Annotated in this window: 21 protein-coding genes; 8 read left to right on the top strand and 13 right to left on the bottom strand. The window is 47.4% G+C overall.

Annotated features, from left to right (window positions below):
• Positions 1-413 precede the first annotated feature (413 nt).
• The 5 genes from LQZ19_RS17735 to LQZ19_RS17715 all read left to right on the top strand — a co-directional run bounded on the left by LQZ19_RS17735 (position 414) and on the right by LQZ19_RS17715 (position 5331).
• Entirely contained in the window at positions 414-1163 is a 750-nt protein-coding gene (locus LQZ19_RS17735; RefSeq protein WP_411049025.1) for a glucosamine-6-phosphate deaminase, read from the top strand.
• 88 nt (positions 1164-1251) lie between these two features.
• Positions 1252-2535 (top strand): argininosuccinate synthase, encoded by a 1284-nt coding sequence (locus tag LQZ19_RS17730; RefSeq protein ID WP_411049024.1) that lies wholly within the window; start codon positions 1252-1254, stop codon positions 2533-2535.
• Between the two features lie 47 nt (positions 2536-2582).
• A complete protein-coding gene (gene mtnP, locus LQZ19_RS17725; RefSeq protein WP_411049023.1) occupies positions 2583-3329 on the top strand; it encodes an S-methyl-5'-thioadenosine phosphorylase in 747 nt (248 codons plus the stop codon).
• Positions 3329-4747, top strand: a complete 1419-nt coding sequence (gene argH / locus LQZ19_RS17720; RefSeq protein WP_411049028.1) for an argininosuccinate lyase — start codon at positions 3329-3331, stop codon at positions 4745-4747. Before mtnP ends, argH begins: the two co-directional genes overlap by 1 nt.
• A gap of 11 nt (positions 4748-4758) precedes the next feature.
• Positions 4759-5331 (top strand): RpiB/LacA/LacB family sugar-phosphate isomerase, encoded by a 573-nt coding sequence (locus tag LQZ19_RS17715; protein ID WP_411049022.1) that lies wholly within the window; start codon positions 4759-4761, stop codon positions 5329-5331.
• Positions 5332-5339: 8 nt separating this feature from the next.
• On the opposite strand, the gene LQZ19_RS17710 is transcribed toward LQZ19_RS17715, so the two are convergent.
• The 3 genes from LQZ19_RS17710 to LQZ19_RS17700 all read right to left on the bottom strand — a co-directional run bounded on the left by LQZ19_RS17710 (position 5340) and on the right by LQZ19_RS17700 (position 8637).
• Positions 5340-6842, bottom strand: coding sequence for a mannitol dehydrogenase family protein (locus LQZ19_RS17710; RefSeq protein ID WP_411049021.1), 1503 nt, complete (start codon positions 6840-6842; stop codon positions 5340-5342).
• Positions 6843-6858: 16 nt separating this feature from the next.
• Entirely contained in the window at positions 6859-8076 is a 1218-nt protein-coding gene (locus LQZ19_RS17705) for an FprA family A-type flavoprotein (RefSeq protein ID WP_411049020.1), read from the bottom strand.
• A gap of 123 nt (positions 8077-8199) precedes the next feature.
• Positions 8200-8637, bottom strand: a complete 438-nt coding sequence (locus LQZ19_RS17700; RefSeq protein ID WP_411049019.1) for a response regulator — start codon at positions 8635-8637, stop codon at positions 8200-8202.
• Positions 8638-8787: 150 nt separating this feature from the next.
• Between LQZ19_RS17700 and LQZ19_RS17695 the strand changes: the two genes are divergently transcribed.
• The gene (locus LQZ19_RS17695; protein ID WP_411049018.1) at positions 8788-9723 is read left to right on the top strand and encodes a tRNA dihydrouridine synthase; all 936 of its coding nucleotides are present in this window, start codon (positions 8788-8790) and stop codon (positions 9721-9723) included.
• A 65-nt stretch (positions 9724-9788) separates the two neighbouring features.
• Here LQZ19_RS17695 and LQZ19_RS17690 read toward each other — a convergent pair whose 3' ends face one another.
• The 9 genes from LQZ19_RS17690 to LQZ19_RS17650 all read right to left on the bottom strand — a co-directional run bounded on the left by LQZ19_RS17690 (position 9789) and on the right by LQZ19_RS17650 (position 17333).
• A complete protein-coding gene (locus LQZ19_RS17690) occupies positions 9789-10550 on the bottom strand; it encodes a response regulator (protein WP_411049017.1) in 762 nt (253 codons plus the stop codon).
• On the bottom strand, positions 10540-11661 hold the full coding sequence (locus tag LQZ19_RS17685; RefSeq protein ID WP_411049016.1) for a HAMP domain-containing sensor histidine kinase: 1122 nt from the start codon (positions 11659-11661) through the stop codon (positions 10540-10542). The genes LQZ19_RS17690 and LQZ19_RS17685 overlap by 11 nt, the downstream gene beginning before the upstream one ends.
• On the bottom strand, positions 11658-12233 hold the full coding sequence (locus LQZ19_RS17680) for a 4Fe-4S binding protein (RefSeq protein ID WP_411049015.1): 576 nt from the start codon (positions 12231-12233) through the stop codon (positions 11658-11660). Before LQZ19_RS17680 ends, LQZ19_RS17685 begins: the two co-directional genes overlap by 4 nt.
• 74 nt (positions 12234-12307) lie before the next feature.
• Complete coding sequence (locus LQZ19_RS17675) at positions 12308-12526, bottom strand: hypothetical protein (RefSeq protein WP_411049014.1); 219 nt, start codon at positions 12524-12526, stop codon at positions 12308-12310.
• Positions 12527-12635: 109 nt separating this feature from the next.
• On the bottom strand, positions 12636-13361 hold the full coding sequence (locus LQZ19_RS17670; RefSeq protein WP_411049013.1) for a hypothetical protein: 726 nt from the start codon (positions 13359-13361) through the stop codon (positions 12636-12638).
• A gap of 216 nt (positions 13362-13577) precedes the next feature.
• On the bottom strand, positions 13578-16061 hold the full coding sequence (locus tag LQZ19_RS17665; RefSeq protein WP_411049012.1) for a TonB-dependent receptor plug domain-containing protein: 2484 nt from the start codon (positions 16059-16061) through the stop codon (positions 13578-13580).
• Between the two features lie 202 nt (positions 16062-16263).
• Positions 16264-16473, bottom strand: coding sequence for a hypothetical protein (locus tag LQZ19_RS17660; RefSeq protein WP_411049011.1), 210 nt, complete (start codon positions 16471-16473; stop codon positions 16264-16266).
• Positions 16463-16693, bottom strand: coding sequence for a hypothetical protein (locus tag LQZ19_RS17655; RefSeq protein ID WP_411049010.1), 231 nt, complete (start codon positions 16691-16693; stop codon positions 16463-16465). Before LQZ19_RS17655 ends, LQZ19_RS17660 begins: the two co-directional genes overlap by 11 nt.
• A 271-nt stretch (positions 16694-16964) precedes the next feature.
• Positions 16965-17333 (bottom strand): hypothetical protein, encoded by a 369-nt coding sequence (locus LQZ19_RS17650; RefSeq protein WP_411049009.1) that lies wholly within the window; start codon positions 17331-17333, stop codon positions 16965-16967.
• Between the two features lie 350 nt (positions 17334-17683).
• On the opposite strand from LQZ19_RS17650, the gene LQZ19_RS17645 reads away from it, so the two are divergent.
• Positions 17684-19393 carry an ABC transporter ATP-binding protein gene (locus LQZ19_RS17645; RefSeq protein ID WP_411049008.1) on the top strand — a complete coding sequence of 570 codons (1710 nt, stop codon included), beginning with the start codon at positions 17684-17686 and terminating at the stop codon, positions 19391-19393.
• Between the two features lies 1 nt (position 19394).
• Positions 19395-21119, top strand: coding sequence for an ABC transporter ATP-binding protein (locus tag LQZ19_RS17640; RefSeq protein ID WP_411049007.1), 1725 nt, complete (start codon positions 19395-19397; stop codon positions 21117-21119).
• On the opposite strand, the gene LQZ19_RS17635 is transcribed toward LQZ19_RS17640, so the two are convergent.
• Positions 21120-22097 carry a helix-turn-helix domain-containing protein gene (locus LQZ19_RS17635; RefSeq protein WP_411049006.1) on the bottom strand — a complete coding sequence of 326 codons (978 nt, stop codon included), beginning with the start codon at positions 22095-22097 and terminating at the stop codon, positions 21120-21122.
• Positions 22098-22129 lie beyond the last annotated feature (32 nt).

Here is a 22129-nt window from a genome sequence, read left to right as displayed (position 1 = left end):
GAGGGGGTGGGGGGGGGGGGGGGGGGGGGGGGGGGGGGGGGTAAACGAAATTGCACCAGCCATTGGGTTAGCAAGGGCTGTTTTCTTAACGGGAGTTTTCATGGGGTTCTCCTTTTGCATTGCCGGTTTTCATACCTTAGGCCATCCAGGAAGGCCTGCCTGAGCCCTTTGGGGCCTAAGCCTCTCCAGGATTGTCGATTTAGGCGGGCATGTCAATAGGCGCCTCGAATGGGTTATCCCTATTCCCTTCAACATCCCCTCCCGCCTATGCTTCCTCAAACCGGTTTTCTATCAAGGAGACAAGATCCTCCAGCGCTTTGTCTTCATCGGGACGTATTGCTTGACCATTTGTGAACAAAACAATATTGTTTTATATCCGTCTATGATAGGCGGTATACCCGAGGGTGTGTGTCATGGGAAAATCAGGGAGTAATGGGGGTACAATAGTGAAGGTTTTTATCGAGGAATCTTATGATGCATTATCCCGGAGAGCGGCGGATATTATTTTTGCCGTAACGACTCAGGATAGGCGACTTAATGTTGCGCTTACCGCAGGGAATACCCCCAAGGGCGCCTATGAAATTGTTATAAAGCGTATCCGTTCCGCTCCGGAGGAGTTTAATAACCTGCACTACTATACCTTCGATGAAATCCCCATTGCCGGCAAATTGAAGGGACATACGATTAATGCCCTGGACCGGTTGTTTTTCCAGCCCGCCGGGATAGCCGCAAACCGGATTCATCCATTAACATATGAAGCGTATTCTACCTATGATGAGGAGATTGCGAATGCCGGCGGGCTCGATCTTATGCTTATCGGGCTTGGCGCGGATGGGCATTTTTGTGGGAATATGCCCTATGTGACAAAGTTTGAAGAACAGGCCTACCGGGCGCCCATAACAAAGGAATATGACTGGTATGGCCTAGTCGTTGAACTGTGCGGGAACATTCCCATTCCGGAATATTTTGTAACCCTGGGGGCGGTTAGCATTATGAAGGTACGCCATCTGGTGATGATCGTCAACGGCGTCAATAAAGCGGAAGCGGTGAAACGGTTTTTTGAGAGCCCCGTGGATACCGCGTTTCCCGCCAGTATTTTGAAACTTCATCCTAATATGACCCTTATCATGGATCGGGAAGCGGCGTCCGGGCTCAAGGTATAGACTCAGGCAAATCCCTATATTAACACGATTCCCTTCTCTATGGTAACATAACGAATAAACCCTATGGGGATTTAATACGGAGTTTTATATGAAAAAGAAAATCGTCCTCGCCTATTCGGGCGGGCTGGATACCACGGTAATCATCCCCTGGCTTAAGGAAAATTACGACTGCGATATTGTGGCGGTCTGCGTGGACGTGGGTCAGGAGGCCGACTGGGCAACCATTAAACAGCGGGCTTTGGATACCGGGGCCCTTGCCTGTTACGTGGCGGATGTAAAGAAGGAATATGTGGAGGACTATGTATGGCCCGCCCTAAAAGCCAACGCCCTCTACGAGGATAAGTACCTCCTGGGTACCTCCACCGCCCGGCCCCTCATCGCCAAGGTCCTGGTGGACTACGCCCGTAAGGAGAAGGCCTACGCCATAGCCCACGGCGCCACCGGCAAGGGGAACGACCAGGTCCGTTTCGACCTGGGAATCATGGCCTTTGCGCCGGATATCGAGATCATCGCTCCCTGGCGGACCTGGGATATTAAGAGCCGGGAAGAGGAAATCGAATATCTGGAAAAACGGAATATCCCCGTACCCATGAAAAAGAAGGATTCCTACAGCCGGGATGATAACCTCTGGCATATCTCCCACGAGGGGCTTGAACTTGAAGACCCCGCCAACGAGCCCTCCCTGAACGGTATGCTTAAGATGACCGTCCCCCCGGAGAAGGCCCCCAACAAGAGCGAATATGTGGAAATAGAATTTGAAAAGGGCATCCCCGTGTCGGTGAACGGCAAGAAACTCGACGGGGTCAGCCTGATCCAAAGCCTGAACAAAATCGGCGGGGCCCACGGGGTGGGCCTGGTAGACCTGGTAGAAAACCGGGTAGTGGGGATGAAGAGCCGGGGGGTCTACGAAACCCCCGGGGGCAGCATACTCTACTACGCCCATCAGGAACTGGAACACATCTGCCTGGACCGCCAGACCTACGCCTTTAAGCAGCAGGTATCCAACAAGCTGGGTGAGGTGATCTACGGCGGCCTCTGGTTTACCCCCCTGCGTGAAAGCCTTTCCGCCTTTGTGGACTCCACCCAAAAAACCGTTACCGGCAAGGTACGGCTTAAGCTTTACAAAGGCAGTATCAGTGCTGCGGGAGTAAGCTCCCCCTATTCCCTCTACAATACCAGTATCGCCAGTTTTACTACCGGCGAACTGTACAACCATGCCGACGCCAAGGGCTTTATCAAGCTCTACGGTCTCCCGGTTCTGGTGCGGGCGCTTATGCAGAAGGGTAACAAAGGCGGGAAGGCTGCCGGTAAAGCAGCCGTTGGGGGTAAGCCAAAAACTAAGGACGCCAAGTCCAAGGGTACCGCCGGCTAATTTTCGCGCCGTCCCATGGCAGAGATAGTAAAACTAAGGAGGAGCGTATGGCGCTTATTGGTATTATTGGCGGAAGCGGTTTGGACAATCCGGATATTTTTTCCAACCCACAGGATGAGGAAGTGACAACGGTCTATGGGAAGCCTTCGGCCCCCCTAAAGCACGGGAGCATTGGCGGTGTACAGGTGGTCCTGCTGGGCCGCCATGGACGGGAACACATCATTCCTCCCACACAGATAAATTACCGGGCGAATATTGCGGCCCTTAAAGCTGCGGGGTGTACCCACATTCTGGCCACCACCGCCGTAGGATCCCTGCGGGAAGAGATACGCCGTGGAGATTTGGTGGTGATTGATCAGTTTATCGATTTTACCAAACAGCGGAACATGAGCTACCATGAAAGCTTTGAGCCCCACAGTCCTGTGCATTGCGCCATGGCGGACCCCTATGACAAAAACCTGCGGGATATTTTGATCCGCGAATGTAAGCGCCTGGAGTATCCCCTCCATGAAAAGGGGACGGTGGTTACCATCGAAGGCCCCCGGTTTTCCACCCGTGCGGAGTCCCACATGTTCCGCGCCTGGGGGGCGGACATCATTAACATGTCTATTGCCACCGAAACGGTTTTGGCCAACGAGATCGGCATCCCCTATGCAGCGATTGCCATGAGTACCGACTACGATTCCTGGAAAACCGACGAGGAGCCGGTCACCTGGGAAGCCATTTCCAAGGTCTTTACGGAAAATGCCGCACGGGTAACAACCCTGCTGACAAAGGTGATACCGCAGATATGATGGCGGAAAACAATAAAAAACCGGCCCCCGGTGTTCTCTGGGCCGGGCGGCTTGAAGAAAAACCGGAAGCGGAAGCCTTTGCGTTCCAGGCATCCATTTCCGTGGATAGTCGGCTTGCCCGGGACGATATCCGGGGCAGCCGGGCCCACGCAGCAATGCTGGGCGAACAGGGCATTATCCCCAGGGATACTGCGGCTAAGCTGGACGCCGAGCTAGAGCGTATCGCGGCGGAACTGGAATCGGGAACGCTTACCGTTGATGCAGGGGCGGAAGATATCCACTCTTTTATTGAAGGCATCCTCACCGAACGCCTTGGGGATGCGGGCCGGGTGGTCCATGCCGGACGCAGCCGGAACGATCAGGTGGCCCTTGATTTCAGGCTCTACCTCAAACGTACCGTGCCGGAACTTATGACGGAACTCACCGAAACTATCATCGCCCTCCTGGACAAAGCGGAAAAACATACCGAAAGCCTTATGCCCGGCTATACCCACCTCCAGCGGGCCCAGCCGGTAACCCTGGGCCATCACCTCGTTGCCTGGTGCGCCGGCCTGGTCCGGGACCGTTCCCGCTTTGCCGACGCCCTGCAGCGCCTGGACGAATGTCCCCTGGGTTCCGGCGCCCTGGCCGGATCGTCCCTGCCCCTGGACCGGGAGGCCACGGCGAAGGCCCTGGGTTTTGCCCGGCCCACCCTTAACTCCATGGACTCCGTGGCGGACCGGGACTTTGCCCTGGAACTGAGCGCGGTTTGCGCCATCACCATGACCCACCTGTCCCGGTTCTGTGAGGACGTGGTCATCTGGGCCAGCGAGGAATTCAAGTTCATCAACCTGGCCGAATCCTGGAGTACCGGTTCTTCTATCATGCCCCAAAAGAAAAACCCCGATTTTGCCGAGCTTATCCGGGGGAAATCCGCCCGTACCACGGGGAATCTGGTAACCCTTTTGACCCTCCTCAAGGGTCTGCCCTATGCCTACGATAAGGATCTTCAGGAGGATAAGGAAAGTCTCTTCGACAGTCTGGATACGGTCCGCAGCTGCCTCCGCATGTTCCGGGGCATGATGGCAAGCGCCGCCTTTAATACGGAGCGCATGGAAGCGGCCTGTGTTGGAGGTTTTCTGGAAGCCACCGATGCTGCGGAATACCTGGTCCGTAAGGGTCTCCCCTTCCGTAAGGCCCACGAAGTCGCCGCCCTGGTGGTCCGGGACTGCGTAGCCGCCGGCCAGACCCGTATTGCCGACCGTACCCTGACAGAACTCAAGACCCGCTCGGAACTCTTCGGGGAGGACCTCTACGATGTCATTACCCCCGCGGCCTGCGTAGCGGCACGAAAACTACCCGGCGGCCCCGCCCCGGACGAAGTAGATCGGCAGATCCGGGTGTTACGGGAATGTTTCCCGGATAATGTTAATATATAAGGAAGGATACTATGAAAACAGTAAAGGACAAACAGATTTTGGTTGGCGCGGACTTTGCGGGATTTCCCCTTAAGGAAGCGGTGGTAAAGCACTTAAAAGCCAAGGGCTGGACCGTAACCGATATCGGTGTACGTTCTACAGACGAGGCGAATCCGGAGATGTTCCACCGCATCGGCATTAAGGTTGGCTCAAAAATCTCCGAGGGCGAATTTGAACGGGCGATTATCTTCTGCGGTACCGGTATGGGAATCCATATCGGGGCAAGCAAATGTCCCCGGGTACACTGCGGAGTAGTGGAGAGTGTACCGGCGGCGCGCAGGGCCATAACCGGGAACCGCGTCAATGTTCTTTCCATGGGAGCCTTTTATGTAGCCCCCCAGATGGGAATGGATATAGCCGATGCATTTCTGGAAAGCAACTTTGGCGACGGCTATGAGGACTGGGAAGGTTTCTACGATTTTCACAAAATCGCCATTGATGAATTGGACGCCTTTAATTACGAAGAGTTCAAGAAAAACGGCTTTGAGGTGAAAAAGATCGGGGATGTCAAAATGGGAAAGCCGAAATATGGGGTACTCGCCTAAATTCGGTTTTAGCGATCCGCGATGACCCTTTCCAGGGTCTTCCGGGCGCCCTGGGTATAAAAGCTCTCCAGATATCCCTTGAATACTCCGGTAAGCTTGGAAAATTCTTCTTCTTTCAAATCATGAACACCGATAACCCGGAGAAAGTTCTCCGGGTTATTCCGGGCGGTTTTTGCGGCGTCGATTGCCGCCTGCCCGGCGCCATCCTTGATGGGTATAGCTTGGCCGTCCTCCCCGGTACCGGCCAGGAACCGCGCCCAGCCGGCCAGGGCTGCCGTAACCGCCTTGTGTTTCCCGCCTGAATGGATTAGATCGACCAAAGGATTGATAATGAAGTTGGGGATCTTCGTGGAGCCATCCTCGCAGAGACGCAAAACCGTATCGGCAATATTCTTGTTGGAGAACCGGTTAATAAGGGTATCCTTGTAAACGGTAAGATCGATGCCCGGTACCGGGGCGAGGGTAGGGGTAACCTCTTCCATGTAGAAGTTCCGGATGTATTTTTGAATAACCGGCTCTGACATCGCTTCGTCAACGGTGGTAAAGCCCATGAGGTAAGCCGGATAGGAAAGGGCGGAGTGGCTTCCATTGAGAAGACGCATCTTCATCAATTCGTAGGGCTCCACATCCTTCGTAAGCTGAACCCCGGCCTTGGCATAATCCCGGGGATCAATACCGGAATCCGGAAGTATCTTAAAATTATCCTCCAGAACCCATTGGATAAAATCTTCGCAGGCCACCGCCCAGCGATCAATGATGCCGTATTTTTCTTCAAGGTACCTCACGGTTTCCGGCGAGGTGTTGGGGGTGATGCGGTCTACCATAGAACAGGGGAAGGCCACATTGTCCTCTATCCAGGGTATTAACTCCGGCCGGACTTCCCGGCAGAAAGAGAGCAGGCTTTTTTTAAGGATCTTCCCGTTGGAGGGAAAATTATCGCAGGAAACGATGGTCAGGGGCTTTTTATTGGTTTTAGACCGCTCCCACAGGGCTGCGGTGAGAAAGGCAACGAGAGATTTGGGATCATCCGGGTGTTCCCGGTCGTGGACCAGGAAGGGATGTTTCCAATCAATATCCCCGGCGGTATTATTATAACAGTAACCCTTTTCGGTAACCGTTATGGTGATCAGAACAGTTTCTTCCGAAGCCGTCCGCCTAAGCGCCTCTTTTTTATTTTCAGCCGCATTGATATACCCCAATATGGATCCGATAATTCGGATATCCTCCGCTCCGGTTTTTCCTCTGGAGAGCAGGGTGTAGTAGTAATCCTGTTCAGCGGTGATTGCCGACAGGGGATAGGGATCCGGAACAAGGTTGATTTCAAATACCCCGGAATGGGCCGTTCCATCCGCGATGAGCCTGTCCAGAAACAGCGCCTGGTGCGCCCGGTGGAAATGTCCCATCCCCAGGTGCACTATTGATGTTTTGAGATCATCCTTCGTATAAGAAGGTATCAGCACCGGCGCCTTAAGCTTGCTCAAATTTTTCCGGTTCAGTTTTATCTTTTCCATGATAGCTCCTGTACTCCTATCGGACGGCCAGCACCGCCCGGGCCAGTTCCCGGCCCTTTTCCTCCAGACCCTTCAGCGTAGCTTCGTCCGGGGCGCCCGCCCATTCCAGGCTTTCAAGGCTGGTCCACTTGAGGGGCTCAATGGCGGCCTCGTAGTCCTTCTTGGCGCCCCCAACCCAGCCCCAGGAGCCGATTCGTAAAACGGTTTTCCCGGTGATATGTTTGCGGCGGAAGATATCCAGTACATTAGCCATGGGGGGAAACATGGCGTACTCGTAGGTGGGCATGGCGATAACCAAGCCGGCGCTCTTATAGACGTCCATCAGAACCCAGGATACATTTTCGTCCGGCACCCGGTGTATAGTGTAGGGGACTCCTTCGGCTGCAATTCCCCGGACTACCGCATCAACGCCCTGTTTCGTGTTACCGTACATGGAACCCCAGATGACGGCGATTTCCTTCTCCGCAGGTCCCTTTGCATAGGCTGCGTATTTGAGGTAGCGGCCGATAATCGTCTTTGGATTCTTGCGCCAGACTATGCCGTGGCTGGGGGCGACACATTTTATTTCCAGGCCGGCCACCTTCTCCACCGCCTTTTCTACAAAGGCCGAAAAGGACGCCACGATATTGGCGTAGTAGCGGAGACATTCTTTTTCAAAGGCGGCGTGTTCCGCCTCGGTATATTCATCGTCAAAGATCCGATCTCCCAGAATACCGTAGGAACCGAAGGCATCGCAGGGAAAGAGGGTCCCGGATTCGCCGTCCCAGGTAACCATGGTTTCCGGCCAGTGGATATTAGGCGCTTCCCGGAAAGTGAGAACCTTGCCCTTGCCCAGATCCAGGGTTTCCCCATCCTTTACGGCCCGGAGTCCTTCCGTTATTTTATAGAAGGATTTGACCAGATTTATCCCCTTAGCGGTAGAAATAATCTCCGCCTTGGGGCTTTTTTGCCGGAATTCCCGGAGCCAGCCCGTATGATCCGGTTCCAGGTGGTTTAGGATGAGATAATCAACCTGATCAAAGCTAATGCCCGTGTCTTTCAGGGCATCAGCAAGCTGCTTAGGCGCCCCGCCCCAGTCGCGGATAAGATCGATAAGGGCGATCTTTTCACCCTTTACGATGTATGAATTCAGGGAAACACCCTGAGGAATAGGCCAAATTCCCTCAAAAAGATCCGGCGCTTCGATATCCGCATGGAGACAATAAACAGAATCTGAAATTTTATGCGCTTTCATAGTTCTCCTTGTGATTTCGGCAAAGCTCCAAAAAAACAACCCCCACTCCTTGGAGTAAAAACTTCATGGAGAGAAGGGGTAAAAACCTTTATCAACGTATAAAGCCGAAAAACGACCTGTCAACTAGTGTTTTAAGACGGAAATAACCCGTTCCAGAACTTTTTTTCGGTCCAGTGGTTTAACGATATAGCTCTTTGCACCCATAAGTAAGGATTTTTTGACAACATCCTCTTTTCCCAGGGCACTGACCATTATTACACAGGCGCTTTTATCAAATTCCAGTATTTTTTCCAGGGCGGAAACACCGTCCATTACCGGCATCGTGATGTCCATGGTAACCAAATCAATGTTTGGATGCATTTCCTTGTACTTTTCAACGCCCTGAGCCCCATCTGCAGCGGTTCCCGCGACTTCAAAGCCTTCGGATGTGAAAATCTGACCAAGCTGCTTTGCGATAAACATGGAATCGTCAACAATAAGAACCCGATAAGATCCACCCTCAGGTTTTTGTCCCTCGGGAGCTTTCTCATTCATACTGGGCATATCACCTTTTGCTATCATGGGTACGCTCCTCTTCTCCTTAATACTTTATGTTATAGCATATTACTAGTCAAGGGGCTGGTTCCTGACTTTCTTAAAAGACCAGCTACTTGCATGAATAAGATACCATTATACAATGTTATCATGACCATGCCATTTATACTAGCTCCTATGGCCGAATTAAGCCACCGCCCCCTTCGGGAATTAATAGAAGGTTTTGGAGGTTGCGATGAATACTTCACTGAAATGATCAGCGCCGGGGCTTTAATCGGCGGCGGTCCGTTTGAGTCCTTTTATACCGATGGCGGTCCCTGCCCCGAAAAACTGGTCTATCAGCTGGTAGGCTCCGATTCCGGCCACTTGGCTGCCGCCGCCGCCCTTCTGGACCGGCTGGAATGCAGGGGCATCGATATCAACATGGGCTGTTCCGCCCCGGCCATTACCCGTACCGGCGCCGGGGTCCGCTGGATGGCCTCGGCGGATCGGGCTGCCGCCATGATAGCCCGGGTTCGGTCCGCCACCCAAAAGCGGCTCAGCGTAAAGCTCCGCACCGGCCTGGATGACGATTTTGACTATCTGGTTGGGTTTTGCCGCCGTCTGGAAGCTGAGGGGGTAGAACTTATCACCCTGCACCCCCGGACCGGCCGGGAAAAGTTCAAGCGCAAAGCCCGCTGGGAGTACGTAGCCGCCCTCCGTTCCGCCCTGAAGATCCCCGTGGCAGGCAACGGTGACATAGCCGGTCCGGAAGACCTGGTCCGCCGGGCCGCCTCGGGCTGTTGTGACGCCGTTATGGCCGGCCGGGCCGCAGTACAGCAACCCTGGCTCTTCGCCCAGGCCCGGGAAGCCCAGGAGGTGCCAGGCACCAATCCGGGTACCAAAACGGTGACGGGCGCCTTTTTGGAGGAAACCGGGCTGCGGTTCCTGGAGCTTCTCGCAAAATACCAGCCGCCGGAGTTCCACATCAGCCGGTCGCGGCGCTTTTTCAACTATTTTTGCGATAACCTGAAGTGGGGTACCTACGTGAAGAACCTGCTGAACCGGGAAACGGAGTTACGCGGTGTGGCAAAGGCATGGTCGGGGTACTTTGCGGAGCACCCGGAGGAGTGAGGTACCGTCATGTGCCATTTTTTTAGTCCTTTAAAGCCTGAAACCAAAGCATTACAAACGGGCTATTATTTCAATGAAATTTTATAATCCCATCCCAAAAAACGGTATCCGGCGCCCCACACGGTTTGTATATGTTCAGGTTTTGCCGGGTCTTTTTCTATTTTTTTCCGTAAGCGGTTAATATGTTCTTTTACCGTATTAAGGTCGCCGTACATATCTTCACCCCAAATTTTGTCATAGAGCTTTTTTTTATCAAAAACAATTTCGGGATTTGAAGCAAGAAAAAATAGTAATTCGTATTCTTTGTTGGCAAGCTCTATTTCTGTCTCCGAAATAAAAACACGCCTTGTCACTGGATTGATGATAAGGTCTCCCGCGATAATTTCACCTTCCAGGGGCGAAGGTGTAGATACCGTTGCGGTAAGTCGGGCGGCATCTGTTATCCGCTTAAAACGTGTTATGTGTGATTTTATCCGCGCTACCAGTTCAGAGGGAGTAAAAGGCTTTGTAATATAATCGTCTGCGCCTAATCCCAAACCACGTACCTTGTCGGTTTCTTCGCCCCGCGCCGTTACCATAAGAATAGGCACATTGATTTTGTCGCGTATTAAGCGGCATATTTCGTAGCCGTCAATGCCGGGCAGCATAAGGTCAAGCAGAATAAGGTCGAAACCACCGGACACGGCGCGTTCCATGCCTTTTACGCCGTCACTTTCACGCGCTGTTTCAAGGCCGTTGATTTTGAGAAAATCCCGCTCTAGTTCTGCAATGGTGTCATCGTCTTCAATTATGAGGATGCGTGGCTTCACTGTATTTTCATTTGCCATTGTAAGCGTCCTTTTCTATGCGCGGTAATCGTATCACTATCGCAAGTCCCCCCGCAGCCGGTAGTTCTGCCCGAATTACTCCGCCCATTCTAGCGATAATTTTTGCGCTAATGGCAAGCCCCAAACCGGAACCTTTTTTGTTTCGGGACTGGTCGGCGCGGTAAAACACGTCAAACAGTTTTTCAAGGTTTTCAGGGCTTACGCCGGGGCCGTCATCGGTAAGGCTTATTTCCACATTTTTAGTTTCGCTGTCCGGGGAGCAATCAATGGCGATATGACCTTTCTCCGCGGTTTTATATTTTACGGTGTTCTCAAAAATGTTGATAATTACACGGCGGAACAATAGCGGATCGATATTGATATACATATCACGGGATAATTTTTTTGCAACAAGCATAAGTCCGCGCTGTTCATATTCTAAAGACAATTCTTCGATGCAATCCTCCATCATGGCGCTGCAATTAACAAGCTGTGTCTGTATGGTGAATTCGTCCATGTCCAGTTTTGAAAACAGGAATAATTGATTGATAATATGTTCCAGATCGGCTGTTTTGTTTTCTATAATTTCCGTATATTTTTCACGCTGTTCAACCGTTGATGCAATACCGGATTTAATACCGTCAATACTCATCTTGATTGAAGTAAGGGGGGTGCGTAAATCGTGGGAAATACCGGCTATCAGTTCACGGCGGTTGTTTTCATTTTTTTCAAGCTGCGCCGCCATGCTATTAAAGGTATCACAAACCGGACGGAATTCATCGGCGGTATGGTAATCAATGCGAAAGCTGAGGTTATTTTTACTGAATTGCCGTGCGCCGCAGGAAAGTGTATCAAGGAGTTTTATAACATGCTTAATTATTTTCCTCGTTAGAAATTGATTTGTCATTGACGTAATGATAATTGCAATGACCATCATAATTAATGAAATAACCCGCCCGTTCTTTTGCCAATCTTCAAACATTTGCTGTTTTTCGGCGGCCGGCATATCAAAATCCAATCCGTGTACGCCATACATTCCAATCCCGATACACATCATTATCACCCAAACCAACACAAGGGGCAGTAAAACCATGATAATATTCGATATAAAAAGTCTGCGTTTAAGGGTCATGCGGTCTCCTCTTTGCTATTACGAAACCCTGAAATTATAGCATTTTTGGGACATATTTGTATACAATGTCTGCAACGGATACACTCTAAACTATTCGGCTTTTTATACGGCTCTATGTTCATGGGACACGCCTTTGAACATAAGTTGCAATGTACGCAAGAGTCCTTTTTTACCCGGTATTTGTAGAATGATATTTTATTCGCCAAGGCGCTTACGGCGCCTACCAAACAAAAGTATTTACAAAAAGGGCGGCTCATCATAATACAGATTAAACCCGCAATAGCCATAAAAACAAGCATTACCACAAGAGATTGAGGCCGCGTTTCCCGATCCATGTTTTGAGAAAGGCCAAGTATAATTGAAACCAACGGTACAAGGAGTATACCAAATTTTATATATCGCAGATATTTATCCGCTGCAAAGGTTTTAATCTTTTTGGGAAATGGTATTTTGTGTAATAAATCCTGCGCTATACCTATTGGGCATAGTTTGCCGCAAAAAAGCCGTCCGAATACTAACAGAAAAAGTACCGATACGACAGCAAATATTATTTGCCATATTGTTTCACTCATAGCTGCTGCTTATCCTCCGGTTCATCCTTTATGAAAGGTTACTATTCAAGGGTAAACTATCCGTCAACAAAAGGTCAACTTTTTGTCAACTTTTCAGGTGATAAGCATATCCCCGAAAACGGCTTTTCAGTATGTTTAGGGTCTGGAGAATTGGTACTCGCACCATTTTTTTGCTCTTTAAGGCTGTCAGTTTTTGGCCTTTCATAAAAACCGAAACTCCAATCAATCGAAGCCAGGTGAAGCAAAAAAAGGACATCATCAAATGGGTTAAACTGCCGTTTGTTTTTAGTCATTGCATACTCGCTTCTATACTGTAATATGCCATTAAATAGTGTCTATCCATAAAATAACTGGTTTTATAAACAGACACTATTTACATCACGGGCATTGCGTCTGCCGCGTTTATTCTGCGGCCTCTTCATGGGGCGGTTTCCCGAAACGCGGACGTTCGTTGCGCGTATATTCACGCTTTGGAGAATAAATATTCATGCCAAAACTGATATATGGATTCACGTTCATCGACCAATAATTACTCGGGTTTTTCTCCGAGTTCCCACGGTACTCGCCCATGTAATTCTTCCCATCTTTTTCATGATTATTTGTCATGCCAAGGAATGTCCACGCGAAATTCACACCGCCTTTGATAAAAAATGTATCGGTGATGTCAAATTTCAATCCCGCATCCACGCCGATACCAAAATTATATATCGACTGAATGTAATACGTGTCGCTTTCCTCGTGCCAATCATGCAGGCCGTTTCCGCCAAGCCCAATGCCTGTTTGCAGCGTAACCTTGTCCGTAAAACGAACACGGAACGCCGGGCCAATCAACCATCCCCATTGGAAATCGTGGGTGTCCTCGCCCACAACGGGTATGAGAAATGAGCTGTGAAAAAATATTCCGAAGTTTTTGCCATTCCAAAAGGAATAGCCATCGATGGTCATACCCGGTGATCCGAAATAGCTGTTGCCGTCATCGGGGATATGCTCAAGGGTGTTGCCGAATTCAAAACCGGCGGACACGCTGGTTTCATTTCCGGGAACCGTAATAGATGCGGCTTCTTGCGCGGAGACCATAAGGGGTACGGCAAGGGCAAAACAAAGGGAGGCAATCACAAGTCTTTTCATATAAGACTCCTTCAAAATATTTAACAAGAAATGTTATAATTCCTTGTATTTACAGCTTGCCATGCCGGGGTAAACTGGCTGTCAACATAAGGTCAATTTTTGGTCAACTTTTCAGTTTTGAAACGGCCTCTCATGCTTTGCCTTTTGTTAGCCCCAGTCCGTCATGTAATAGCGGTATCAGGGCTTCCCATTGATATTCCATAAAAATCCATGCCGCTAATACCTCCACTTAAACCCGAAAGAAACCATGGGAATAGGTATGTCATATACGGGGGTATATTCGCTCGTTGCTTCATCGCCGGTATAACTATTGGCTTCGGTAATCCATTCGGCAACATTTATAAGGGATTGTACATTTTCAATGCCCAGGTATAGTTCGGTATGGGTTTTGAGTTTTGGGTTAAACCGGAACCAGGTAAATTTTATATCCACCGGCCAGGAAAAGCCGATGCGCTTGCCGGGATCATCCGCCGTCGGCTTTCCGCTGGCAAAACCAAAATGCAGCCCTATATTAAAATCCTTTGATGGCTTGAGGTTCAGGATAAGATTGATGTTGTGATACCGGTGAAACGAGGGATAGTACCATTCAGTGCCGGTTTTGGGGTAGCTGTCAATATCGGCTCCGGCGGGTATGGGATCGGGTACGGCGTTGGGGTCGCGATACTGCGCCCAGGTAAAGGAGTAGGTCAGCCAGCCGTCCAGATAACGGGATTCCATTTTTTGCAGCATACAATCAAAACCGATAACCCTGCCGGTTCCGTTAAACCAATAGTCTATTTCATTTGTTTTCTCATACGGATTGGATGGATCTATAAACGTATGGGTCACCGTATACGCCCGGTCAAAGACGTGTTTGTAATACCCTTCAATAGTAAAACTGTACTTTTCGGCAAAATCAATTTTAGCGCCCAATAGGGATGTCCACGAGCGGTTTGGTTTTAATTCAAAATCCGTAAGGTTGTTGCTTATGTCTATGGAAGTAATAGCATCGTTCATGGATGAAAAAAGCCCGGTTCCCGCAGTCAGGCTAAGGGAGTCAGCAAAGCCTTTGTTTTTCAACACATTAAAATCAAGGTTAAGCCGGGGGTTAAAAACCGGCATGGTTTGAAGGGTAAAATCTCTGCCAATAAAATAGAAGTGTTCCACCCGCAGGCCCAATTCGGCGCCGAATCGCTGGCTGGGGCTTTGGTATTCCATCAAAGTATAGGCCGATGTGGAAAGCCCCTGATTTTTAACGTCCAGGGAATGGTCCACCATCATATCGCCCCAATCATCAAACTCTGTTGATTCGTCATCCTGTTCAATATGGGTGTGTAAATCTTCAGTTTTAATCCATTGAGAATATAATTCATGCACCCCGGAAGCGAAGATAAAACCCCTGCCTAAATCCCAATCCAAATCGGCGCGGCCCTGGACATTGATGGTGGTATCGGTGATGGTATCGTCAATTTGGACATTCCGTGGAAAATCCGCCCAGGGTGAGTCAGCGGATACGGTATCGCCGCCGCTTTGGTCATAGCCGATGTCAGCGATCATATCGGATTCATACAGTCCCGCTCCGGTGTTAGCCCTGAATACCATATCGTTCCGGGGAGTCCAGATGAGGCCGGTAACTGCGAAGGCGGTGTAGTTCATCCACTTAAAGCGCAGGTTCACATCCCGATGGCCATCATCATCGTCAAAAACATTGTGGTAATCCATCCCGACACCATCACTGCCGAAAAAGAGGGTGGCCCTTGTTTCCAAATCTGTAGTAAACCGGTAATTTCCGGTAAGGGCAAAATTCCTGATATAGGGGGCGGTGGTAATCGCATTAATTATATCAATAGCCGGAACCGCCTTGGAAAGCGCCTGCGCTCCCCAGATAAAGGGATCCCAATAGGTTACTTTCCCCATGGCCATGATCCCGCCTTTGCCGCCCAGGGGGTAGGAGAGGCCCAGGTTGGCCTCGCTGGTTCCTACCCCAAGCTCAAGCTGGGTTTCAGTGGGGGAAGGCCGCTTGGTGCTAATCTCCAGAAGGCCGGAGATGGTATGCCCATAGCGGCTGGAAAAGATACCGTGGGAGAGCCGGGCGCTTTCCACCATCTGGGGGACAAAGATGGAAAAGGCGCCGCCCCACTGGTAGGGTTGTTCAATGTAAAACCCGTCCATTGCCGCCATGAGGTCTCCGGGGTCACCCCCGCGAATTGAAGGCTGGGCGTCAAACATCCCCGAATACCCTACGCCGGGAAGGAGTTTTATCGAGGTCATCACATCTTCGATAAACCCGATCTCTGCGGTACGGCTCAATGCTTCCCCGGAAATAGTAACACTGCGGCCGCTTCTGGTTTCGCTCGTATCCGGGCTTTGGGCCTCGATAACCAGTTCGCGGTTTTCCATGATACCGCCCAAACGCAAGGCTAGGGAAAACCGGTTACCGCTTGCGGGAATCGACAGGCTGCCGTTTTCATAACCTGGATAGGCGGCGCGGATAACCACTTGCCGGTCATCGGGGACATCCACCAAAGCCTTGCCCTCCGCATCGCACAGGTACTCTTTTCCATCCCAGGACCGGATACGGGCGCCTTCCAGGGGTATTTCCAGATCCCCATCGCGTACGGTGATTTCCACATCCCGCGCAAAAAGCGCTTCTCCCCCGGTTAATGCCAGGATGAGCAGACAGCAGGGTAAAAGGCGGGGCTTTTGTAGTGGGTTTATCATTACGGGTAAGGGTAGTATGCGGGGGTAAACTGATTGTCAACAGAAGGTCAACTTTTCGTCAACTTTTCAGTAGATAAAAACTGCCGACATCTACGGGGGGATATGTCTTCCTGATAGTTTTTAGGGATATTATTCAAATCCATACCTATACTCTTTTGGCGGCCGGTACCTTTTGACTGACTGTTATGTGCAGTGGGGCCATTTACACTTTATTATATTTTTTATTTTCAAATTCCGTTGCCATTTTATGTATTTCATCTATGGTTTTATCTTTCCATAAATTTTTACGCCATTCCGTATAATCAAAATTATTATTTTTTATACTTGTAATAAAACGTTCTGTATCAAGAACACCAAACGTTTTTATGAGTAAATCAATTGCCTCTGTCCTCAGTACTGTTTCAGTTACCATCTTTTTCCTCCGTTTCTCTTACAAAATCAATTGGGTTAATAATTTTTATTTTATCAACTTTTTTATTCGTTAGACCGCCGTCAGTTGTTATAAAATATTCACATTGGCTTTCAATTGCACATGAAATATGCAGTGCGTCTTGCGATCGTATTTTCAATCTTTCTAATTCTTTACTACATTCTAAAATATTTTCAGATGATTTGCATTTATATTTTCCCATTGCTGTATGGATAATTTATTTTCTATATTGGGATTACTACTATTTTCAAAATCGGACATATAGGACCATACCAATTCATATTTACCTTGTTTTATCTGATCTTGAATATGCAATTTTGCTATTGTTTCAAGTTGATTTTTTATATTACTTTGATCGTCAAACGGCCTATTATAGGCACAATGATCTAAATATACCTTCATAATGTCAAGTTTAACATAAAATTTCTTTTTTGTCTATATGGTTTTGTCATTTTGCTCTCATTGCTCATAACTCATTTATGCGTATTTTGCATAGAATGCCCAGACCTTGTCTTGTCTTTAATCAGGCGTTCCCACATCGGCGCTATTATAGTTACATTATTGTAATCTTTCTCGCGCAGTTTGGCGGCTATAAATCGGGCATACAGTCCGTCATTTTCAGCGCCTTTGTTTTGCGGTATCAGAATCTGCGCCTGACCCCTTGTACGGACATACTCCAGGCAATCGCCAAGCAAGGCGGTCTGGCTGAAACACTCCTTGCCGCGCATCAGGGCGCGCCCTTTGGCAAGGCTCTCTCTTGTGGTGGGCATCATCTCCTCGGCCTTACTTTGGGTAAGTAAGGGGCTGTAACCCGCCACACCCCTGAAAAATAATTCAGGCATCGCTTTTACCGGATTTAACTGAACAATTGCGCAATAAGACTAATATAATTTTGTCAACAACTTATTAAAAAATAATATAAATCACACATTTTTTAATATCAGCATGATTTCCAATGTTATTACAATACTATATACATTTTCGATATAATGCTATCCGAAAAAGATAATTTAATACTATTTTATTAAGGAACCAATATCATTGCAAATATTACCTACTAAAATTAAATAATTATCTACCAAAATAATATTGAATTAAATTCAAAAAACGATTTACAAACCAATGAGCGTTAGGTATCATTAACAATGATTATGAGGATACCTAAAAATGAAACAACCGGGAATAAAAATCCATGAGTAATAAGAAAGGCGGAATAACATCGGCTATTCTGACGGGTCTAAGCGTGCTATGCGGCTTGGGGTCTATTTTTATCGCAGTATATTTGCTTAGCCTGTTATGGGACAATGCGGCAAATAAAATAATACTGCCATTGGGGATTTTGGTATGTATTCTCAAGATCGCAAAAGCCGTTTTTTATGCGCTTGCTTTGTGGACTGCCCATAAATTTGCCTATTCATCACTGCTTGAAATCCGGCTGGCCATGATAGATCATCTAAGAAAATTACCCCTTTCCTTCTTCCAAAAGAGAAAGACCGGGGATCTGGCGAATGTTATAGACCATGATGTTGAACGGATAGAGCTTTATCTGGCCCATACCTTACCGGATGTGGTCATTACAAACATTATTTGCGTCAGTATTTTTATTATTTTAACTATACTTGATTGGCGTCTGGGAATTGCCCTGGTTTCAACGGTTCCCCTGGTTTTTTTACTTCTGCCTCTTTTTGGCCGGATGTGGCAGGTTTCTGTTAAAAATTATCAGGACAGTATAAAGACAGTTTCAGAAAATATAATGGAATATATAGGTTCGATCTCTGCAATTAAGGCATTTAGCAATGACGAAACAAAAACCAATAAAGTATTGGAAAGTATGTATGCCTATGTAGGCAATGCAAAAAAGGCTATCTATAACCAGACTATCCCCATGAGTTTTATTACCCTGCTTATGGAGGCAGGTATTGTGGCAACCGCTATTGTCGCTTCTATTATCCTGAAAAGCGGCCCTGTTACGGCGTGGGGGGTTATTGTTTTTATTCTGTCAATAATTCTGGCAGGGCAGTTTTTAAAAAATTTTTCAAAATCTATGTCCTTGCATTATAATAAAATTGTGTATAAAAATACCCTGTCCATGATAGATTCGATCATGGGTGAACTGGCGCCTCAGGAAAAAGAACGGGTTGACGGGCTAAAAACCGGGGATATTCAATTTAATACGGTATCCTTTGCCTATAAAACAGGCGAAACCGTATTAAACGATATAGAGCTAAACTTCTGTACTAATACCATCAACGCTATTGTAGGCCCTTCCGGTGCAGGAAAAAGTACCATAGCCGCCCTGATAATGAACCTTTGGGAACCAAGTCAAGGAACGGTAACTATAGGCAATACGAATGTTGCGGACATTCATGAACAGGATCTGGCGGCGATGGTATCAATGGTTCAGCAGGATACATTCTTATTCAATGGAAGCATTGAAGAGAATATCAAACTGGGAAAAGAAAATGCGGACAATGAAGAAGTAATCGAGGCTGCAAAGAAAGCCCGTATACATGATACGATTATAAAGCTCCCCAATGGGTACAAGACTAATGCCGGTGAGGCTGGTTCAAAATTGTCTGGCGGAGAGCGGCAGCGTATTTCCCTTGCCAGGATGATCCTGAAAAATGCGCCGATTATCATTCTTGATGAAGCTACCGCTGCAATTGATCCCTACAATGAACAACTTATCCAACAGGCGATAAACGAATTATGCAAAGAAAAAACCCTGATTATCATCGCCCACCATCTTAATATCATCATGTCGGCGGATCAAATCATTGTTATGCAGGATGGAAAGATACTCGCCAAGGGAACCCATACAACGTTACTGCAAGAAAATAAATTATATAGCCAATTGTGCGAAACCGAACAGAAAGCAGCAATTTGGAACATGAAAGGATAATATGTTAAAAGAACTTCTTTTTACCATAGGCAGGAAGGGAAAGCGGATGCTGTGCGCCGCCATTATTGCCTATACCTCAGGCTCTCTTTTAACCGTAAGCATTATGGTGGTAGTTTTTCAAATGCTTACTAAAATCACCGAAGGTGAAAAAAACCTTATTGTTTTCTGGTGGATGCTGGCAGGGATACTATTACTCAAATTCATTGCTAATATTGTTTCCAGCGGCGCATCCCATTTTGCCGGCTTTGAAATGGAACTTCATCTTAAAGAACGGATAATAAAAGCGCTTAAAGGGTTTTCTTTGGGTTTTTATACCAATGAACGGCTCGGTGAAATAAGTACGATAGTTCATGGTGATGTGGATGGTCTTGAGGAAGCGGTTGCCCATGTCGGCTCACGGGCTATTGGGGATATAATTACTGCATTGGTAACCGGTGTTGCGCTTTTTATCCTTGACTGGAAAATGGGCATAGTTATGATTTTTTTATTGCCCCTTGCATTGTATCTCCAAGCCAAAAGGGCAAAGAAATCGCTGCAATTACGAGGACATAATCAAAAAAACCTTGCCGATATGGTGAGCCGTTTTGTGGAATATACCAAGGGTATCCCCCTGTTAAAGACATTCCCCGATAACCGGTATTTTCGTGACCAGTTAAAATTGAGCGCCGAACGTTTCAGCGAAAGCAGTAAGGCAGAGGCAAAATCAGGCGCTGTTTCCTCTGCGGTATACTTTATACCGCTGGAGCTTTGTTTCGGTTTTGTGGTATTGATCGGGGCTTTTATGGTATGGAAAAAACTATTGGACATAGACAGCTATGTTTATTTTATTGTTTTTAGCCAGGAATTTTATAAGCCCTTTGCCAATCTTGAAATGTACCGTATGAATTATACAAAGATTAAAGATAATTACGGGCGTATTGCATGGATTTTGAAAACTCCGGTTATACTGCCCCCGACCAATCCCCGTTCGCCTGAAAAATTTGATATACGGTTTGATCATGTGGGGTTCCGCTATGATACAGACGGTTTTGAATTGCAGGACATTGATTTTACCCTGGAACAAAACACCCTGACGGCGCTTGTCGGGCCTTCCGGTTCAGGAAAGACAACTATTAGTAATCTGCTCCTGCGGTTTTGGGAAACTCATTCGGGGATCATAAAGATTGGCGGTATTGATATTCGGGATATTGAATATGATGAGTTACTGTCAAAAATAAGTATTGTGATGCAGAATGTTATCCTTTTTTCGGATACCATTTATGATAATATCAAAATGGGGAACCGTAATGCTTCGAGGGAAACGGTAATTGAAGCGGCAAAAAAAGCAATGATCCACGATTTTATTATAAGTTTACCCGATGGATATGATACCCTGCTTGGAGAAAATGGCGCTGGATTATCGGGCGGCCAAAAACAACGTATATCAATTGCCAGGGCGTTTATAAAAAACAGTCCTATTGTCCTTCTTGACGAAGTTACCAGTAATGTTGATCCTATAAATGAAGTCTCTATCCAGAGCGCAATAAGTAATCTGGTACAGAATCGTACGGTGCTGGTCATAGCCCATCATCTAAGAACTGTTCAAACTGCTGATACTATTATCGTATTTAATGCAGGACGGGTTACAGAAATGGGGAAACATGAGGAACTTTTACAAAACAAGGGACTGTACCATGAACTGTGGACAGCCCAGGAACAGGCAAAAAAATGGAGTGTGGAAAAATAACTAGCTGCGGTGTGATTTTCTATACTCCGATGGAGACATCCCGAAAGTTATTTTAAATAGTTCAGCGAAGCGTCCTGGATTTTTACAACCAACCTCTTTGGAAATGCGATACAGGGGATCATCGGTATGCTCAATCCGGCATAAAGCTTCCTTCATACGGGCTTTTTGTACATACTCGTGGATAGTACAGCCAAAAGCGGTCTGAAAGTCTATTTGTAATTTTGCGGCGCTTACTTTCACTGAAGAAGCAATCTCGGCGATTTTTGGGGTATTGGAAATATGGGTATTGATAATATTTTTTACTTCGTTCACTGAGCATAAATCATTTTGCCGTATTGTATTCTTTTTTATCCCTGAAGAAATGATGTGTTTATTCTCCCAGGCAATCAAAAATAAAATTTCGGCGGCTTTACTTTCATAATACGGTTCCGATGTTATACCGGCATCCATACTTTGCTTGATTTGACTACATACCAATTGCAGCGGCGGATTTGAATATTCATAATTATTAACATTGCTCAAATGATCAAGGTTCAAATTATCATCATGGAACTTTTGTATAAAATCGTGGTTGTAAAATTCTTCAAAGATAATGATCCTGATTCCCCGGACAGGGTTCTTAGGCTGAAATACAAGGGTTCCTTCATTTCCTGTATTGTGATAAACATAAACACCTTTATTAATCGAAAATTCACCTAAAAAACCATCGGAAATTTGTAGATTTATTGAATCCAGGCAAAGAATTTCTATAAAGGGGACAGTGGTATGGTACTTCTTTGAAACAGGCTGGTAAAATTGATAGTCCATCCGTTCAATAAATAATTTTCCATGGCAAGACAACTGCTTAATGTATCCAGCAGAAAGGTCCTTAGTTCCCCTAAAATAATGATAATTAGCGGATTTTTCAATAGACGTAAAAAGGACATTTTCCCCTTGGGGGATATAATCTCCGGTTTCAAAAACAAGGATAGTTTCCATTATTTACCTCTACCTGTCCATTATGAATTAAA

This window comes from Treponema primitia (assembly GCF_046533075.1).
In the GTDB taxonomy this organism is placed as follows: domain Bacteria; phylum Spirochaetota; class Spirochaetia; order Treponematales; family Breznakiellaceae; genus Termitinema; species Termitinema primitia_B.
The sequence above is the reverse complement of the archived record's forward strand: the minus strand, read 5'-3'. Positions and strand labels throughout refer to the sequence as shown.

Excerpts from the sequence above, each read along its gene's own strand:
- LQZ19_RS17710 (WP_411049021.1), bottom strand. The coding sequence starts at position 6,842 with ATGGAAAAGATAAAACTGAACCGGAAAAATTTGAGCAAGCTTAAGGCG.
- LQZ19_RS17680 (WP_411049015.1), bottom strand. The coding sequence starts at position 12,233 with ATGAGTGAAACAATATGGCAAATAATATTTGCTGTCGTATCGGTACTT.
- LQZ19_RS17705 (WP_411049020.1), bottom strand. The coding sequence starts at position 8,076 with ATGAAAGCGCATAAAATTTCAGATTCTGTTTATTGTCTCCATGCGGAT.
- LQZ19_RS17695 (WP_411049018.1), top strand. The coding sequence starts at position 8,788 with ATGGCCGAATTAAGCCACCGCCCCCTTCGGGAATTAATAGAAGGTTTT.
- LQZ19_RS17675 (WP_411049014.1), bottom strand. The coding sequence starts at position 12,526 with ATGACTAAAAACAAACGGCAGTTTAACCCATTTGATGATGTCCTTTTT.
- LQZ19_RS17700 (WP_411049019.1), bottom strand. The coding sequence starts at position 8,637 with ATGATAGCAAAAGGTGATATGCCCAGTATGAATGAGAAAGCTCCCGAG.
- LQZ19_RS17665 (WP_411049012.1), bottom strand. The coding sequence starts at position 16,061 with ATGATAAACCCACTACAAAAGCCCCGCCTTTTACCCTGCTGTCTGCTC.
- LQZ19_RS17660 (WP_411049011.1), bottom strand. The coding sequence starts at position 16,473 with ATGGTAACTGAAACAGTACTGAGGACAGAGGCAATTGATTTACTCATA.
- LQZ19_RS17715 (WP_411049022.1), top strand. The coding sequence starts at position 4,759 with ATGAAAACAGTAAAGGACAAACAGATTTTGGTTGGCGCGGACTTTGCG.
- argH (WP_411049028.1), top strand. The coding sequence starts at position 3,329 with ATGGCGGAAAACAATAAAAAACCGGCCCCCGGTGTTCTCTGGGCCGGG.
- LQZ19_RS17690 (WP_411049017.1), bottom strand. The coding sequence starts at position 10,550 with ATGGCAAATGAAAATACAGTGAAGCCACGCATCCTCATAATTGAAGAC.
- LQZ19_RS17730 (WP_411049024.1), top strand. The coding sequence starts at position 1,252 with ATGAAAAAGAAAATCGTCCTCGCCTATTCGGGCGGGCTGGATACCACG.
- LQZ19_RS17685 (WP_411049016.1), bottom strand. The coding sequence starts at position 11,661 with ATGACCCTTAAACGCAGACTTTTTATATCGAATATTATCATGGTTTTA.
- LQZ19_RS17635 (WP_411049006.1), bottom strand. The coding sequence starts at position 22,097 with ATGGAAACTATCCTTGTTTTTGAAACCGGAGATTATATCCCCCAAGGG.
- LQZ19_RS17735 (WP_411049025.1), top strand. The coding sequence starts at position 414 with ATGGGAAAATCAGGGAGTAATGGGGGTACAATAGTGAAGGTTTTTATC.
- LQZ19_RS17650 (WP_411049009.1), bottom strand. The coding sequence starts at position 17,333 with ATGCCTGAATTATTTTTCAGGGGTGTGGCGGGTTACAGCCCCTTACTT.
- LQZ19_RS17670 (WP_411049013.1), bottom strand. The coding sequence starts at position 13,361 with ATGAAAAGACTTGTGATTGCCTCCCTTTGTTTTGCCCTTGCCGTACCC.
- LQZ19_RS17645 (WP_411049008.1), top strand. The coding sequence starts at position 17,684 with ATGAGTAATAAGAAAGGCGGAATAACATCGGCTATTCTGACGGGTCTA.
- LQZ19_RS17640 (WP_411049007.1), top strand. The coding sequence starts at position 19,395 with ATGTTAAAAGAACTTCTTTTTACCATAGGCAGGAAGGGAAAGCGGATG.
- LQZ19_RS17655 (WP_411049010.1), bottom strand. The coding sequence starts at position 16,693 with ATGGGAAAATATAAATGCAAATCATCTGAAAATATTTTAGAATGTAGT.
- mtnP (WP_411049023.1), top strand. The coding sequence starts at position 2,583 with ATGGCGCTTATTGGTATTATTGGCGGAAGCGGTTTGGACAATCCGGAT.